Source organism: Bradyrhizobium sp. Pa8 (assembly GCF_052588265.1).
The window spans coordinates 1,267,172-1,285,242 of record NZ_CP176767.1 but is presented as its reverse complement, the minus strand read 5'-3'; the positions used below and the strand labels follow the sequence as shown (position 1 = coordinate 1,285,242).

General features: G+C 58.9%; 8 protein-coding genes. 1 reads left to right on the top strand and 7 read right to left on the bottom strand.

The genetic code is table 11. The features are described 5' to 3' along the window. Positions 1-345: 345 nt before the first annotated feature. Entirely contained in the window at positions 346-1,200 is an 855-nt protein-coding gene (locus tag ACKWRH_RS05910) for a YopT-type cysteine protease domain-containing protein (protein ID WP_445219697.1), read from the bottom strand. Between the two features lie 810 nt (positions 1,201-2,010). Between ACKWRH_RS05910 and ACKWRH_RS05905 the strand changes: the two genes are divergently transcribed. Then, positions 2,011-2,916: an SPASM domain-containing protein gene (locus ACKWRH_RS05905; protein WP_445219696.1), complete on the top strand. Its 906-nt coding sequence runs from the start codon at positions 2,011-2,013 to the stop codon at positions 2,914-2,916. A 310-nt stretch (positions 2,917-3,226) separates the two neighbouring features. Here ACKWRH_RS05905 and ACKWRH_RS05900 read toward each other — a convergent pair whose 3' ends face one another. The 6 genes from ACKWRH_RS05900 to ACKWRH_RS05875 form a co-directional block, all read right to left on the bottom strand. Next, a complete protein-coding gene (locus ACKWRH_RS05900) occupies positions 3,227-4,024 on the bottom strand; it encodes a glycosyl hydrolase (protein ID WP_445219695.1) in 798 nt (265 codons plus the stop codon). A gap of 817 nt (positions 4,025-4,841) precedes the next feature. After that, positions 4,842-13,223 (bottom strand): shikimate kinase, encoded by an 8,382-nt coding sequence (locus tag ACKWRH_RS05895; protein WP_445219694.1) that lies wholly within the window; start codon positions 13,221-13,223, stop codon positions 4,842-4,844. A gap of 722 nt (positions 13,224-13,945) precedes the next feature. After that, entirely contained in the window at positions 13,946-14,245 is a 300-nt protein-coding gene (locus tag ACKWRH_RS05890; RefSeq protein ID WP_445219693.1) for a hypothetical protein, read from the bottom strand. 435 nt (positions 14,246-14,680) lie between these two features. After that, entirely contained in the window at positions 14,681-15,190 is a 510-nt protein-coding gene (locus ACKWRH_RS05885; RefSeq protein WP_445219692.1) for a hypothetical protein, read from the bottom strand. A 244-nt stretch (positions 15,191-15,434) separates the two neighbouring features. Next, the gene (locus tag ACKWRH_RS05880; protein ID WP_445219691.1) at positions 15,435-15,872 is read right to left on the bottom strand and encodes a CopG family transcriptional regulator; all 438 of its coding nucleotides are present in this window, start codon (positions 15,870-15,872) and stop codon (positions 15,435-15,437) included. A gap of 10 nt (positions 15,873-15,882) precedes the next feature. Further along, on the bottom strand, positions 15,883-17,889 hold the full coding sequence (locus tag ACKWRH_RS05875; RefSeq protein ID WP_445219690.1) for a conjugal transfer protein TraG: 2,007 nt from the start codon (positions 17,887-17,889) through the stop codon (positions 15,883-15,885). Between the last annotated feature and the right edge of the window lie 182 nt (positions 17,890-18,071).

Below are 18,071 nucleotides of genomic sequence, written 5' to 3'. Positions count from 1 at the left end.
ATATATCTGACTGCGCCACTCAGCTTCTCGACAAAGAAGTATCAGTCGAGCTTCTAAAGGCTATGGGTGAGCGAGTGCGTTCGTCATCAGCTCAGCCACGGCTTCACCGTCAACTGAGCGGAGGCGGCCGGTACGCATCTCGCCGGTAGCGCCCGATTTCCAACAACACGATCGCGCATTTGCCGATACGTCCCAACGCGAAGCCGCGTCACAACGATGATGCTGCTCGGCTCATATTCGCAGGCCAGCCCGATCTGACGCGCATAGTCAGCTGCGCAAGAAAGCGGGACGCACCCGTGCTGGACCCGCGAGCTTGCGCGTTCGTCCTGGAAATATCTGTATCGCTCAGTACATCTTTTGCGTGGTGACTGTCGACAAATGCTGCCCGTTGGGGTTCCTGTAACGATTGGAGAGGCTTTGAAACAACTCATCCCCTTGCGATGATTGAACGGTAAATTCTCCAAAGTTCGGATCGAAGAGCGTGATTCTTCCATCCGACGTTGAGGTCGCAACTGTGTGCGCACCACCTTCGACGAAATACAAACTAAGCAAATATGTCGATCCGTCCTCGCTGATTTTCCCCAGCATGCGCGAGACGCTCGAAGGCTCGCCGAACCTGTATACCTTCTCTCGTCCGGAGGGTGCCAAGCCTGCTTCACGCAATATCGTGTTTTGTGCATCAAGGTCTGCCTCAGAAGCTCCTGCTCCCTCGCTTCGCAGCTGATCTTTGCGATTTTGATACTGCTGCTGCCGCGCAGCCGCCGAATGGTGCATTTGCGATCCGGGTGTTAGCGCATTCATTCGGGATGACGGACTGCGGTTGAGATTGGCGAGCCACTCCGCAACCAGCCCAACGCAGATCCCATTCACATTTGCATCACGCAATTCGGCCGTCCTGTATTGAAACAGGGAGGTGCTCGGCCTCGCTGGAGAAGACGTACTGGGGTCGTTTGGATCGAAAGCATGCGGCGTGCTGGCGCAGCACCCCAATTTAGGAGGCAACTCGCCTGGCGGCAGCTTTCTCCGGAGCGGAAGATTTTGCTTGGTTCCGGCGAGTGAAGGCTTTTCGAGCTCCAGCATCTGAGGTTGGGAAAGCACGGAGCAGGGCCGCGATGGCGCCGGAGATAAACCCGCATCGGGTCGCGGCACCCAGCCGGACGACATACCTCCAAGTACTTGCAGAAATTCGTCGCTGTCCACCGAATGCCTCGGATCGACGGCTTGGCTGGATCGCGCGGATGAGCCACTGATGATGGAACGGGATATTTTCTAGGGGGCGCGTAGCCCGCGGTGATCGGCCGCCCCCTCGAAGGCGATCCCTCGGGCTTTGCGTCCGGCAGTAGGCAGTCAGGCGATCGCGCCGCCGCGTTGCTTCAAAGCACTGCGCTAGTGCTGCCGATTTGGACCGCCCGAACTGCTTTTTTTTGCGAGCGAGCTCGTGGAAACCACAAAATTCGGCGCAGTACCTGACGTTGCAGGACCGAGTGTATATTGCGGCGCCCTGAAAGATTGCTTCATGAGATCTGGCACCTGTAGGTCGTCGCGTTCTGCACACCCTGCTCAGGCTGCAGTCAAGCAGATGTGAAGAGGCTCGCCGGGTCAGTTGATCGTTTTCGAGCCGACCAAGGTGCGGTTCGATCGAGCGCTTCCTCTTCGAGACAGCTTGAATCGTACGTACGGTGATATTGGATCATCTCGATGATGCCTCATCGACGCAATCCCGCCGTCACTTTGGCTCCAGGCGCGTCAACAGCCTCCATGCGGCCGCGGTTTGGGTCACGGCTGTGTCACTTTTGTCATCCAGACATACGAAAACATCGCGCTGGTGGTCGCGGCTACGTCGGCGGCGCCATTGTCGCATCCTCACGCGGGCGAGCTAAGTATCCTCGAACAGGATGTGCCGTCTAGCGCTGTGATCACGACAGAGTGGGGGCTCGCGCGTGCGACCGACGCGATCGCGCCATCATCTTTGCGTAAGCTATGATGAGGACGCGAGTCGGCGATCCTCCCTTGGAAGGCGCTTTTGTTCCGGGGAACTGGGAAGACCTGAAAATGAGTAATTCACACCCGATGAATTTAGATGACTCGCGTTCTGTACCCCTTGACGGCAGGGTCTTGGAAGTAACGACGACCACAGGCTGCGTCGTCGGATGCACCTATTGTCCGCAGGACAAGCTCGCCGTTCGGCAACGAGCCGTGTCTCATGCAAAGCATCTTCGTCTCGAAGATTTCAAGAGATGCTTGGCCCGCGTACCGGCAGCTGTCGACATCAGCTTTTCCGGATACTCCGAGCCCTGGCTAAATCCGGCTTGCACCGACATGGTTGAGCATGCCTACGCATTAGGCCATGGCATCCGGATCTCGACGACACTTACAGGAATGAACGGAAGGGATCTACAACGACTGCAAGCGCTGCGTTTCCGAGTTTTCTTAGTTCATGTTTTTGATGACGGCACGTACATGAATAGCCGCCTTGTCAGGAGCAAGTATGTCGATCTGATGCGCCAACTGATCGACGCAGACATTTCATCGATGCTATTCACAGTGGTGGGGGAGGTTCATCCAGATCTTGTCGAGATAATCCCGGAGAAAGCGCTGATTCGCTCGCGTCCGATGAGCGACAGAGATATAAAGGGCGATCCTCACAACACCGAGACACAACCGCCAATTGCCGGAGCACTGTCATGTGCAGACGAACGGCAGTCTCGCAATCTTCTTCTCCCAAATGGCGACGTCACTCTCTGCTGCATGGATCTTGAGCGACGCCACGTCTTAGGCAATCTTCTCTGCGACAGATATGAAGATCTCTTCCAAGGGCCAATCTTTGGCGAAATTGTTGATCGCATGAATGGAAGGGACGGTTTTCTGCTTTGCCGGATGTGTGAATCCGCCAAACCAATGGCGTCGGCGTGCTGATCTGCGACTGGTGCATCATGGCCTGTCCGAACAATGGCACTGGTCGCTTGCTATCTCTTGCCGGGTCGGCTCGGCTAGCCTCCTGCTCGCGCATGTCAGCCGCTGTGGTTCAAATTCGTTAGACAATTGGTCACGACTTGTCGATTGCGAAAGATTTTGACCCTGCACTTGCACCTCGAACTGGTCCAGAGGCTGGCCGAAGGCGCATGCATTCGGCATGCCCACGGACTTTCCGCACGCTGAGCATGGGCAGGCTCCGCCGGTGGCCCTGGATCTTCCGCACCGTCGTGCCGCCGGCGGCCTGCAATCCTCACTTTGAGGTGACGGTCCAGTCGTTGAAATTGAAGTTCATTCCCCCTGGAGACGAGGTGATCTCGACCCCGTATTGGACGCTGCCGACGTTTATGTCGCCGAAGTAGCCCGTCGATTTGATCCACTGCAGGATATTCTTGATGTCCACGGTCCCGCTATTGGTCTTCGAAGTGCGCAGGAGTGAGATGACCTTGTGACCATTGAAGCCTTCAAACACGTTCCAAGTCGCCCCGCCTGCATCGATATTGCGGTAGACCGGAATCGCCGCCCCGGAAGGGGCATAATGATACGAAATGGGCTTTACGTTGCCGCTACCGTCCGAATTCCCGGTGTAGTTTGTCCAGAGCATTATCTCCTGCTGGTTTGAGCTGTCCCAGATGTCGTAGGCGACGTCCCAAGCGCCGCTCGTAGGAACACTCTGATTGAAACTCGAGCTAAGAGTGTCTATTGAACTGAGCGGTTTCCCGATATTGATAGCCTCGTGCGGATAGCTCTTGATGCCATGAGTATTGGGCTGATTCGACCACACGCCCCACTGGTTGATATCACGCACCGAAATCGATTGAGGCCCAGCGCCCGCGCCCCATACATCGTTGTTCCAGGAGTAACCATCGCGTGAGAAGTGCCCGTATTGAGCGCTCGAACTCCAAATCGGAGCCTTTGTCGATACAGACGCGGCAGACGATGACCGGGCTTCATTCACAGCCTGGCTAAATAGATTATGATCCTCCTGTGTCCAGAGGTACCCCATTTGGGACCCTGGCAAGATCGCACCGTTGATCCGATTGGAATCCATAATACTCTCCGTGCTCTTATGAAAACAAAGCCTCTTGCCGATCCGCCCGGCGGGTACTCCTGATTGGTGACCGGCTCAGTCATAAGCGGCATCGACACCTAACGACGAGGTTCGAATGCTACGAAGATTGGCTTTCGAGAAGCTGACGGGTGTCGAGGGATCATCAACCGGGACGTGCTAAGATCGGCCGTTGTGTTTGGGTTCACCACGGCTCTGATGTCGCAGCCTTTTGGAGGTCGCGTTATGCCACAATGTGAGACCACGAATGGCCGGGGCTATGTGTTGCGCGTCGTTCGTCTGCGTTTGACGACAAGGCATCGGATGGTGTGGACTGTCCCGCTTCAAGTCAATGAGCGGCTGGATTGCGGGCTTTCGTCGAGCAGTCGCGTCGCGTTGTTGCGCCAACGCATCGTGATAGAAACGAGTTGATGAGAGCAGGTTAGATGCGCGGCGGCTACTAACCAGGCTCGGCGGGGCCGGCCATCTCCTCGTACCCGCGTGTCTCAAACGCGAGCGGCCTGACGCCGGGATTGTGGATGGTCTCCTCAAGTACGACATAGCTTTCCATTACCGCGCCGTAGTTCTTAGTCGACGGCGATCAGCTCGTTGATGACCGCTCTTGCGGGCTTAACCTGCATCATATTCCGCCCTGGTGATTTCAACGGTAGCCACACGGGCGAGGAACATTCATGACATAGAGCATCGGCTGACACTCATGCTTTTCGGTTTGCGAAGCGCTCAGTCGCCCCGCACTCATCGGCACGCTCGCTCAGCGCGACATCAACGACCATGGAAGGCTTGTGCGTGGTCGGCAAGGTCACAGCGTCGCCTCCATGATATTGGTCGGCGTCCGGCCTGCCTCCCCCTCGCCGCAAAGGTGGGCATGCAACGCGGCAACACATTCATCCGCCTTCTTGTTCTCACGCTTTTGGCGGGGGACGATCGTAAGATCGGCAAGTTGATAAAATGGCGCGCGCTCGCGGATCAGCTGTGTGATCCTGTCCTCCCGGTTCGCGGTTTGCAACAACGGGCGGGTGGTGTCACGACTGAGGCGTTTCCTGATCTCGCCTTCGTCAGTATTGAGCCACATCGAGACCGCCTTCTCGCCGATGCAGCGCCGCGTCTCTTCACGCATGAACGCGCCGCCGCCGGTTGCGAACACCATCGGCCCTCGCTCAAGAAACTGTGCGATCAACCTCGCCTCGAGGTCCCTGAAATGCTGCTCGCCCTTGGTCGCAAAAATATCTGGAATTGACATGCCTGTCATCGTCTCGATTTTTTTGTCGGAATCGATGAAGGGCAGTCCCAGTCGTCGCGCAAGATATGGGCCGACGGTGGATTTGCCGGAACCGGGCATGCCGACGAGCACGATGGGACGCACGTCGAGAGCTTCGACAACCTCCTTTTCAATCGGAGATCGGTCGGTCGTCCTTGACTGTTCCCCTGATCGCAACCCAAAAGCCGCGCCGACGCCAGCTGCCCTCCGCCCTTCAATTCCCCAGTGGGGGATGTTTTTGACACCGTCCGGAATCGCAACTTCTTTGCAGACATCGCGCACGCGCTGCGTCACATCCTCGATCCTGCGAAGATCCGGTGCATCGCTTCTCTTGCGGCGCTGGAGCTCCTTATACCTGTCGTGATTGGCAATTTTCGCCTTGTAGCTGCCTGGCGTATGGAACTCCGCCGCGAAGCGGTAGCCATCCGGCGTGGCGAACACAGACTTGATGCCAACAAAGGTCGGATCGTTCGTCCTGAACCAGTTGGTAGTGCTGATTTCGCCGTAGCCTTTCTCTTCAAACGCCAGCATGACTTTCCGGAAAGCGCTTGCAAAATCCTTGTCGGGGATTTCGAAGATATGACGTACGGCGTCGTTGACCAGCTGTGAGGCGCCTTGGGAGGCGTCATTCATTTCCATGAGCTGGTCCCTGAGAGAGCTTTCCGTTCTGAGCCGACTCTGGTGATGGGGCATATTCACCTGGATGTCCGTTTGCCGGAGGTTCTCGGCAATTTGCAGTGCCACCGCAGTGATCTGCTTCTCTTCAGCTGCGGCGCGGGCAACCTCAATTTGGGCGTGCTGTAAAGCCTGCTCGCGGGTCAGCATCACCGTGACGGCGGAATCCTCGGAAGGCTGCCGGCCAAAGGGGCTAGGCAGAAGCCCCTTCTCTGCAGCGAGGCTGATCGAGGCCTCCATGATCGAAGCCGCCAATGTGGGATTGTCCTTCAGATCCTCTACGGTCGTGTCGACATTGAACCTTCCATGATTGAGGGTCGCTGCCATGCTCTTGACGTAGGGCACAGACTTCAGACCCGGCGTCTGTTGCAGGAGCCGCTGAAGTCCTTGGCTTTTCTTCATGAAAATCTGGACGCCAGTATCGGATTTGAAGGCGTCTGTTCCGACCTTGATGCCGAGGCTCAGGAGGTTGCTTGCGCTTTGCACGAGGTCGTCCGCAATGTACCCATCCGGGCGCGGATCGATGCGCGCAGGATAGTTGTCGAGCAGGACCCGGATACGGTCGCGTGGGTGAGTAGCTGCCGGATAGGCCTCCGCCAGATTTGGGAAAAGCTCTGAAACCGCTGGGCTCACCGACAGCTTGGTGTCGCTCACGCTTGCGACTGTTTCGGGCAGCACCTGCTCATCCGTGCTTGCTGCCCACGCCTCGAGGTCGGTGACGAGCAATTCGGCAATTTCTTGGGCGACCGGATGGTATGCAACCTTGATGTCGAGCCTCGCTCTGTCCAGCGTGTCCTCGATATCCTGGCCACCCACCTGTTCCTGGTTCAATAGCTGGCGGATGTCGCGCCGTAGCTCGTGGTGAACGCCCTCGTAAGTTCCAAACACGGCGCGTTCGGCAAACCAGCGTCGTGCTTGATGGGACTGCGCCAGAAAGCTCCGCTGCAGGCCACTGAAAATTTCCAAAGCATCCCGCGTCGCCGCGAGGATCTGGCTGGCACGACTGAATTGGTAATTGTTGCCCTCGATCGCTGGGGTATGCGACTTTGGCGGCTTGAGCGAGCGAACTCCGCGAGCCTGCTCCTTTTCATCGAACTGGCGAACATGCTCATAAAGCTGCGGCCGGTCGCCGATGATGACGACGGTATCCCCGTCGAAGTCGCCGTCCAGCTTTTTCTGCTCGCCAGTCGGGACGGCAACCAACGACCCCGGAGCGAACATCTCGGTCGCCTGCAAGATGCCGACGCAGTCGACTGACGTGTCAGCTTTTGCGCGGTCCTTGCGCTCGGTCCAGCTCGAATGACACTTAACGTCCTCGGACGACATCACAAGCTCATGGTCCGCGTAACTGGCCGGCCACATCTCATCCGGCACCACGATCAGAATGCCTTTGGCAAAAAAGCTCGGATCGTCGACCGCCAGTTCCTCCCGCGACTTCTGGGCGACACTGAAACTGTATTGCATGGCCACGCATCTATCGAGGAATGCCGCAGTCGCATCCCCAACAGCTGCCGACTTGACTCGTTCGGCGGCGAGCGGGCGCAGGTTGGGGTTATCATAGGGAGATCGCCCGATCAGCACGCCCCCCGTTCCCGTCAGCGTCTCGCTCTTGCGCTTCGGCACATGAAGGCAATCATCACTGGACGGGACCGCAACCGCACCGGGAGCATCGATGTGGCCCGCCGTCACCGTGCGAAACAGTTGCTCGCCTATCAGGCTTTCCCCTCCTCGGCTCTCAAGCCAGGTCTTGGTCTTCTCGCGCGCCTCGTTCGCCACCCGTTGACTGCGCGGATAATGTTGCAGCGCCGAGGCAGGCACGGACGATCTTCTTCCCTCACCAAAGGCCGGCATCCGATCGGGGCCTTCCTGCAGGCCCGCCCGGCGAACGGCTAGCATACGCTCGGCCAGCGATGCCTTGATGAAACCACAGCCGTCATGCGGTCGCAGCGCAATCGGGCCTTCTGGCCCAGTCAGTTTGAAGGGATGCGCCTCGTTTGCGGGGCGGTCCGGCGCCAGCAACAGCTTAAAGGCGCCCTCCAGCGCGTAGTCGTGAGGACCGAGATCCTTGATTGCCGGCGGCGCCGCAAACCCCCTGCGCTGAGTGTACCAATAGGCCTCTTTGAACGGCGCCCAGGCGCGCGCTAGCTTCTCGAATGACGTGCCCGGAGCGGTTTCGGCATAGGGAATGGCCAGCAACTTCCCACCCGAAGACACTGCTGCCGGTTCGCCTGGAGCACGGGCCGCGGTTTCCATCACGGTCCGTTTTGGTGCCTTTAACTTGCTGCCGCCGAACAGATCCATGCGGTAAGGTACACCATCAACGGTGAGCGTACGCGCGAGCATGAAAGCGCTCGGCTTTCCCGGCAGCTGCACCGCGACCACCGGCACCTTCCCCGAGGTCAGGCGATGGAAAATGGAATAGCGTGTCTCGGGCTCCGTAGCCACTCGCCGCCCCTGCATATCGACCACCGGCAGCTTCGTCAGGCCAGCCTCACCCTGTGGCGGGCTGGGATCGTGGTCCATGGCTCGCAACACCTCATGCATGTCGAAGACGGAGGCAGGATGTTGCGCCTGAATCCTCGCCGCATCCTGTGCCATAAAGGCGTCCAGCGTATCGACCGGTCCCTCCGCCTCGATCTGCGCGATCAGGTTCCAGCTCATGTTGGAAAGATCGCCTTGGATGAGGTCGCGCGCGCTGGCGAGGATCTTCCTGGTCCCGCGCTTCAGCTCTTGCTGCCTCATCTGCAAGTCGGGCTTCTTGCCCTCGACATCCGGTCGCTTGAACAGGTTCGCCAAGACCGCGCGAGCCTTGAGCACCTGATAGATCGAAAGGGCGGGAGCGCGACTCGAGAATGGTCCACGGGTTTGCTTGGCCTTGCTCGCGTTGAAATGTGCTTCGATCTTTTGCTCCACGACGGGTTGGACGTCGTTCAGCAAGTAGAGCGCCTGTCTGCGGTGCCAGCGCAGGTGTGGGCTGCGCGCCAACGGCAACAGAGCGACACAGAGACTGCCCATGGTTTCGAGATTATTCTCGTCGACAAAACCAGGGAGACGCTGCAATTGGTTGAGCCGATCTAACCCGGTCGGCGCGAGTAAACCAAGGTCCTCAAACAGCTGGGCCTTCGCCAAGGCCTTGAAAATGATGGCGATGCTCGGAACGTCGCTGTGCTCCAGCCGATCATTGGCATAGACTAAGTGATGGGCCAACTGGTGTAAGCGATCCTTTAGCAGAGCGGTCTCTATGATCTCTCCCTCGTCCTCCCCCCTCGTGACACTTCGCCCCAGGGCATTGGCGACCATGCTGATCTGAGGCGTCGTGAAAGCACCGAATCGTTGACTTCCCCGGCCGAGTCCGCGCGCGATGTCCACGACAGCCCGGTGGCACGCCGTTTCTTCCAGGCACTTGCTGAAGCCGTTCACCAGGCTTGCCAACTGCTGCGGCGTGAGATCGGAAAGTTGGCGGCGACAGACCTCACCCGCGATCAAGTCTATGGTTTGGCGCGTGTCTGCATCTTCCGGCCACTTGCTGAAGCCGTTCACCAGGCTCGCTAGCTCCTGGCTGTTCAAGTGAGAGAGCCGGTCGCCGTCACGGACGTCGCGGGCGATCGCGACTGTGGCTTGTCGCGCATGGTCGTCCTCCGGCCACTTGCTAAACCCTGTCGCCAAGTTAGCCAGATGCCGGCCACTAAAATTAGAGAGTTGATCGGCGCGGTTACAGACCTCACCTGCGATCGCAAACGTAGCTTGACGAGTGCTCTTCTCTTCCGGCCACTTGCTGAAACCGTTCATCAGATTCGCAAGCTCCTGTTGAGTAAAGGCAGAGAGCTGATCGCCACGGCGGAAGATTTCACCGGCGATCGCGATTGTGGCTTGGCGCGTCTCCGCCGGCCACTTGCTGAATCCGTTCACAAGGTTTGCCAATCCCTGGCTGGTAAAGACAGAGAGGCGGTCAGCCCGACCACGGACCTCATTCGCGATTGCGATTGTGCCTTGGCGACAGGACGCCACTTCCGGCCACTTGCTGAAACCGTTCACCAAGCTCGCCAGCTCCTGGGGCGCAAAATCAGACGGTTGGCGCCGAAGGACTTCACTGGCGATCGCGATGGTGCCCCGAAGAACGGCCTCCTCTTCCGGCCACTTGCTGAAACCGTTCACCAAGCTCGCCAGCTCCTGGCGCGCAAAATCAGACGGTTGGCGCCGAAGAACTTCACTGGCGATCGCGATTGTGGCTCGGCACGTGTCCACCGGCCACTTGCTGAAACCGCTCACCAGGTTCGCCAGCTCCTGCTGGGTAAAATCAGAGAGTTGATCGGTGGCGCGGCGATCAACTTCATCGGCGATCGCGATTGTCGCGAGGCGCATGCTCGGCCGCTCCGGCCACTTGCTGAAGCCGTTGACTAGGTTTGCCAATCCCTGACTAGTAAAAACAGAGAGGTGGTTGGCGTTGGCCCGGCGACAGATCTCATCCGCGATCGCGATTGTGCGCTGGCAAGAGGCCTCGTCTTCCGGCCACTTGCTGAAACCGTTCACCAGGATCGCCAGCCCCTGCTCGGTAAACTCGGGAAGCCGCGCGGCGCGGCGGGAGAGTTCGGCAGCGATCAAGCGTGCAGATTGCAGGCAGTCCTCCGCTGTGGGCCATTTGCTGAAACCATTCATCAGCATTGCCAACTGCTGGTCATTGAAATGAAGGAGTTCGGTGGCGCCGCGGCGGACCAGCTCACTTGCGGTGGCAACTATGGCTTGGCGCGTGCCCGCCTCTTCCGGCCACTTGCTGAAACCGTTCACCAGGTTCGCTAAGTCCTGCGGGGTAAAATCAGGAAGCCCGCCGTCGCTGACGGCGCGGTGGCAAAGTTCCGCGGCGATCAAACCTGCAGCTTGCAGACAGGCATCCTCTTGTGGCCGCTTGCTGAACCCATTTAACAGTTTCGTCAGTGCTTGCGGAGCAAAACTAGGGAGTCCGCCGTCGCTGACGGCGCGTCGGCAGAGTTCTGCTGCGATCAAACCAGTGGCTTGCAGACAGGTGCCTTCTTCCGGCCACCTGCCGAAGCCATTCACCAGTGCCGCCAAGTGCCAATGACCAAGTACCGAGAGTTCATTCGTACGGCCAAGGAGCGCATCGGCGATTGCGACCGCGGCTTGGCGGTAGCCCAGCTCTCTCTCCTGTGGGCATTTGCCGAAAGCATTCGTCAGGCGTGCCAAATGTTGCGGAGTAAAATCAGGCAGCTTGTCATCGGAGCCGGCGCGGCGGCAGAGTTCGGTCGCGATCAAGTCTGCGGCTTTGAGACAGTCCTCCGCGTCCGGCCACTTGCTGAACCCATTGAACAGGCTCGTCACTTCCGGTGGCGTAAAATGAGGAAGCTGATCGGCGCGTGCGATGACCTCCTTGGCGATCGCGGTTGTGGCCAAGCCAGAGCCCTCCGGCCACTTGCTGAATCCGTGTACCAGGCTCGCCAGTCCCTGCAGGTCAAAATGAGAGAGCCCCTCGTCGCGTGCGGTGATCTCGTTGGCGATCGCGACTGTGACGTCGCGACATCCCGCCTCTTTCGGCCAGTTGCTGAAACCGTCGACCAAATTCGAAAGTCCCTGTGGATCAAAAGCAGGAAGCTCTTCGTGGCGCTCGAGAATCTCGTTGGCGATCGCGACTGTAATATCGCGACACTGTTCCGGCCACTTGCTGAATCCGTTTACCAGGATTGCCAGCCCTTGCGGAGCAAACGCAGGGAACTGACCGTCACGGGCCGCGCGGGAAAGGATCTCACCCGCGATTTTGATCGTGGCTCGACGACAGGTTGCCTCTTCGGGCCTGTTACCAAAACCGTTGACCAGGTTGGCCAGGAGCTGCGGAGCAAGGCTCGAGAGCCGGTTCACGTCGGCGCGAAGGATCTCGCCGGCGATTGCCACTGTAGCTTCGTTGCAGCCCGTCTCATTCGGCCATTTGACGAACCCGTTCACCAGGTTCGCTAGGTGCTGCGCAGTAAAACCGGCAAGCCCGTCGTCGTGGGTGGCGCGACGACAGAGTAGGGCGCCGATGAAATCTGCAGCACGAGCAGGATTCGCCTCCTCCGGCCACTTGCTAAAGCCGTTCACCAGGTTCGCCAGGTGTTGCGGACAAAAATCAGAGAGCGAGGCGTCGCGAGCGACGCGGCGGCAGAGTTCGGCGGCAATTTCGAAAGTCGCCTTGCTGCATCCGGCCTCGTTTGGCCACTTGCTGAATCCGTTCACGAGATTCGCCAGGTCCTGCGAGACAGAACCACGGAGCCCGTCGTGTTTGGCGCGGCGAAACACCTCGTCGCCGATCACGGCTGTGGCTCGGCGGGCGTAGCCCTCTTTCGGCCACTTGCTGAAACCATTCACAAGGTTGGCCAGCCCCTGTGGAGTAAAATCACGGAGCTGGTCGGCGCGCGCGACGATCGCCTTGGCGATCGCGACAATGGCCTGGCCGCAGCGGTCTCCCGGCCACTTACCGAACCCGTTCACCAGGTTGGCTAGCCCCTGCGAAGTAAAATCGAATAGTCTGTCACTGCGAGCTGCGCGGCGGTGGAGTTCGCCAGCAAGCAAACCTGCGGCTCGGGAGCAGTCCTCCTTTTCCGGCCACTTACTGAAGCCGTTCACCAAGTTTGCGAGGTTCTGCGGAATAAGTTCAGACAGGGAGGAGCCGCAAATTTCTCGGGCGATCGCCGCTGTGGCTTGGCCGCAGATCTCCTCTGCCGGCCATTTACTGAAGCCGTTGACCAACAACGCCAGACTTTGATTTTGCGGATCCTGTAATGCCCAGCGTTCATCGCGACAAACTTCGGCGATGCTGATGATTCCATCGCGGCATTCCGCTGCCCCGGAATGCCGACCAAACGATGATGCGAAGAGGGAAAGGGCGCCGGGCTGGATTTGCTTCATACGTGTCTTGTCAAGCTGCGACACCCGAACCGCTAAGGCCCGGCAAGCTTTTGTGCCGGCCTCACCTCCGGTTTCCCGGCTCACCGCGTTGCACGTCGTGGCGTATCCCCATGACGACCGGATATTTTCTTCCAACTGCTCTTCTAACTGCGCTACAAATCGAGCATCGAAACGGTCGGCCGCGCCTTGCAGAAACTCTGAAAGATCATGCCCCCGCAGCTGCTTGTTGTACCGCACCACAGCACGGGAGAAATTGCCGATGTCGCGAGCGCTGGCGATTTCCCTTAAAGCGGCATTTAGTTCATCTGAACGTCTAGAATGCCTTTGCGATACTGCACCTTGGACGTTCTGCACGGCTGCATTGTCGATACGTGGCCTTCCAAGTCCATCACTTAGGTCAGAGACGGATTGGCCGTACGGTGTCAGCCCGCCTCTGTGCGAGCGTTCGGCTGCTCGATCGGCGCGCCACCGGTCACTATCCGAACGCGACAGGTCAAGTTCCCGATTGGCAGTCTTACTATAGGCTCGATAGGCTCGTTCGGAGCTTTCAGGTTCGATTGGCTGAGCGGGGACATCGTCGATGCGCCACCTTGCTGGCCTGCCACCCCGATCGGATACGGATTGCGTATTCGGCGGAAGCACGCCTCTTTGCGAGCTCTCAGCCGTTCGGTGGGCACGCCACCGACCGCCATCAGGACGCGACATGCTCGTTTCCCGATTGGCCGCACCACCATCAGTACGATAGGGTCGTTCCGAAACTTCACGCTGGAATGGCAGCGCAGGTATATCGGAGACGCGCAACCTTCCTGGTCGGCCACTCCGCTCCGATGCGGATTGCGTATCCAGCGGCAGTGTGCCCGCGTCCGAGCTTTCAGCCGCTCGATCAACGCGCCAGGGCTCCTCACCAGCCGAACGCAAGGAGCCTGCGTCCGGACTTGGTCCACCACTGTAAGGTCTATTAGGTCGCTGCAAGCCTGAGCTCTGGACAGTCTGCGTCGGCGCATCGTGGACGCATCCCCCTTCTGGTCCGCCCCCCCTGCGCGACGGGAGCGAACCTGTTTGCGAGCTTTCAGCATCTAGACCATCGCGGCGCAGATCCCCATCAGAATGCAGCGAGCCCGATTCCGGCAAGGAGCGGAAACGACGACGGCGCCCACCAATTGCGCCCTGCAGCGCAGCCCCAAAGAGTCGATGCGCGCCGACGGGAGGACCGGCAAACCCGCCGGCGGCGCCGTGTGGGATGCGAGAGGATGATGAAGCGTCTGTATCCTGGGATTCAGCGCGCATCCGCTCCACGATAGAACCGAATGATCCGCCCTCTTCACCAGAAGCACAAGCCGATCCAGCGCGAGAACCATCAGCGCCTCGACCTTCATGGGCGTCAAACTCCGATATGGGTAGCTTCCCGCGCTCGTCAATGCGCCTCATAATCCATCTCCAATCTAGCGGGAACTGCCGCGGGCCAGAACGCGATAGCCGCGTGCCGGCTCGACCGCTCAAACTGTCTAAACTGACTGAATGGGATCGCCGGATCAGCTACTGCCGAACACGCGAAGGATTCAATTGCATGATCCTTGGGCACGATAAGACCAGCGATGCTTTCGAGAAACACACTCAAGGTTCCCAAGAAGCGCACCTGGTAGCCCAGCTCGATGTCATCGGTCGCTTTCTGAATAGGACAATCCTGTCGCGAGGTCATCAAAGTGTTGGACGTTCGAGTCGCCATGACTGGACTGACAACGCGGCTCGACCGGCTTTAGAGAGCCAAGCGATCAGGACGAAAATGAGGTGATGGATGCAGCGGCCCAGAGTCACTTCGGTTGGGCAGTTTCAGGCCAATCCGTGAACTCCATCTCGAATCGACGAGAATCGACGAGCTTGGTCGTGAATTTCACGGTCTTTCCTGAGAGAGCCGCCAACGAGCCGGATGCGAACTTGAACACCGTCTTGCCGGAAGCTGCGATGCCAGCAGCCCTGTTGTTCTCCATGACAGAGGCGCCGATCCCCTCCATGAGCTGACCAACCGCAAATCCGCCGAGCGCGCGATGAACGTCAAGAGAAGCCAAGTACTTTCCTTTCTCACTGTCCCACTCGCTGACCGACAGCCCCGTAATTCCCGCGTCCTTCAACGGCCCATCGGCGACGCGACAGTTGTATTGAAGGCTGACAACGATGTGCCCATTCCGATCGCCTATCGGCTCTCGATCGGTTCCATCTATGGTGCAATCGTAGCGCCGCGTTGAGTCGGCCAGCGCAATCCCATTCAGCCCGAGCAAACCGAAAATGGAACATAATACGGTAGTGAGAGAGGGCCGTTTCATCTGCCTATGCTTCGCCGATATGCCGTTGGTAGTGATGTACAACTTGACGCTACGACCGATTCAAGCCCATCGATGCATTGTTCGGATGGTTGCTCCTCACACTGACATCGGCATCTTTCAGACTTGAGGCGACCGAGAGGCACGCGAGTACTAGCTGGAATGAAAGTTTGATGCTGCTGGAGGGCAGCTCAAGAAATTGTTCCATGGGGATCAACGAAGGCGTAGAAAGAATGTATCGGCGGGTTTAGGCCGGGTTGGGATTCTCCGGTCCTTCGCCGCGCGGCTCTACATCCGAGCTAACCTCCTTCGCCAGACTCTGCCCCTTCGCCAGACGTCGGCCCAATGCTTCGACAAACGAATCATAGCGCTCGCGTCCTTTCGCCTTGGCTGCTGGCTGCGCCGTATCCGGCAAAGGCGGAGTCGCCGTGAGCCAGAAGCGGACGAACAGGGCTAGCGCTTCGTTCGAAATCGTTACGTGGCGTTCGAGCCGTTCGAGCTGGCGGGTCAGCCGATCCAAACGCCGGCTGAGCGCGGCCTCCATTCGCTCCGAATTGTCTGGCGACAAGAACGTGGATAGCGCCGTCTCCACAATAAGCGCCTGAGCCACTCGCTTGCGACTGGCATAGTCAGCAAGCTGAACGGCTATGTCCGGGGGCAGACGAAACGTGTGCTTGGTCCGCATGGCCCTCAGCTCAGAGATCGAGACCGTCGCCAGGATCCATTGCGGCCTGGCGCGCAAGACTTGACGACTGTCCGCGAAGAACGAGGGCGCGCTGGACCTTGTCGTCACCTTCTTCATCGGAAAACTCGAACTCTGCCCTTTCCTCGCTGCGGTCTATTTCTACCTCTTCATGCTCGCCAAGCGCCGGTTCGCGACGAATGCCACCATTCGCGGGATCGCCGCTGGACGCACTGTGCTCCTGCTCTGTGGACAGTTCATGTTTGGTCCCCGAGGCACCAGGCAAAGGCAGCCTGGTCCAATCGTCGTGAGGCGATTGGATGCCCTCTTCTCTGTTACCGGGCCGAGCTGGCGGGAGTACCCGCTCACACAATCGAGGATCTTCGTAATAGCGTGCCTTCTTGGCTCGGATCGGCGGAGAGCCCGAGACCAACACCAATTCGTCGTCTGATGACAACTGCATGACCTCACCGGCCGTCAGCAGGGGGCGCGCCGTCTCTTGCCTGGACACCATCAGATGCCCCAGCCAAGGGCTTAACCTATGACCGGCATAATTTTTCATGGCGCGCAGCTCGGTCGCCATTCCGAGGGCTTCCGAGACCCGTCTTGCAGTTCGCTCGTCATTCGTTGCGAACGCGACCCGAACATGGCAATTGTCGAGAATGGAGTTGTTCGGCCCGTAGGCCTTTTCGACCTGATTAAGAGATTGGGCGATCAAGAAGCTCTTGAGGCCGTAACCCGCCATGAAAGCGAGCGCCGACTCGAAAAAGTCGAGCCGGCCCAAAGCAGGGAACTCGTCAAGCATCAGCAGCACACGATGCCGGCGTGCCTTGGCGTGGAGATCTTCTGTGAGGCGCCGTCCGATCTGGTTGAGGATCAATCGTACCAACGGCTTGGTCCGGCTGATATCCGAGGGCGGCACGACTAGATAGAGGGTCGTTGGTCGCCTCGCCTCCACGAGATCGCGAATACGCCAATCACTGCAGCGCGTGACGCGCGCCACTACCGGATCTCGGTAGAGCCCGAGGAAGGACATCGCGGTCGAAAGCACCCCGGAGCGCTCGTTTTCGCTCTTGTTCAGGAGCTCGCGCGCTGCGGACGCAATGACGGGATGCGGACCGACATCGCCGAGATGCGGCGTTGTCATCATCGCGCGGAGCGTCGCCTCGATGGGACGCTTGGGATCCGAAAGGAAGTTGGCGACGCCCGCCAATGTTTTGTCAGCCTCGGCGTAAAGCACGTGCAGGATGCCGCCGACCAGCAGCGAGTGGCTCGTCTTTTCCCAGTGATTGCGTCGTTCCAGTGCTCCTTCAGGATCCACCAGGACGTCCGCGATGTTCTGGACATCCCGAACCTCCCATTCTCCCCGACGAACCTCGAGTAGCGGATTGTATGCCGCGGAGTTTCGATCCGTTGGGTCGAATAGCAGTACCCTCCCATGCGAAGAGCGAAAACCTGAAGTCAGAGTCCAATTCTCGCCCTTGATGTCGTGGACGACGCAACTACCCGGCCAGGTCAGGAGTGTCGGAACGACGAGGCCGACACCCTTGCCTGATCGCGTCGGCGCAAAGCAGAGTACGTGTTCGGGCCCGTTGTGTCGAAGATAGTTGCGATCGAACCGACCGAGAATGACGCCATCGGGTCCAGTAAGCTGTGCCGATCGAAGTTCGCTGGGAAGCGCCCAACGTGCGGAGCCGTAGGTAGCGGCCGTCTTCGCCTCTTGGGCTCGCCAGACCGATAGAGCAAATGCAACCATGATCGAAATGATGCCACCCGACGCTGCGATGCAGGCGCCCTCAGTGAATATCATCGGCGCATAGGCGTCGTAGGCGTACCACCACCAGAAAAACGCAGGCGGCAGGTAGACGGGCCTTCCGTGCCCGAGCTCGAACCACGGTTGTCCTAGCTGCGGCTGGAATCCGAGTTTCCAGGCCACCCACTGGGTCGCCGCCCAGGTGGTGACGAGCACGATGGCAAGGACAAGCGTGATCTGGCCCCAAAGGACCTTCGTTATAGACATGATAAGCGTTGATGAAACACTGCGAGCCGCGTTTCACAACGCTAAACTTGCGCGAGCGTAGAAATGGCGGCTGTGGCGTGAGTGCAGAACGATCTTGAGAGGAGGAGCTCAAACAGAGGAATCGACACGCCGGTTGCAGTTGCCGCATCTGACCATGGTCGAGCCTCATCCTATCAGAGGAA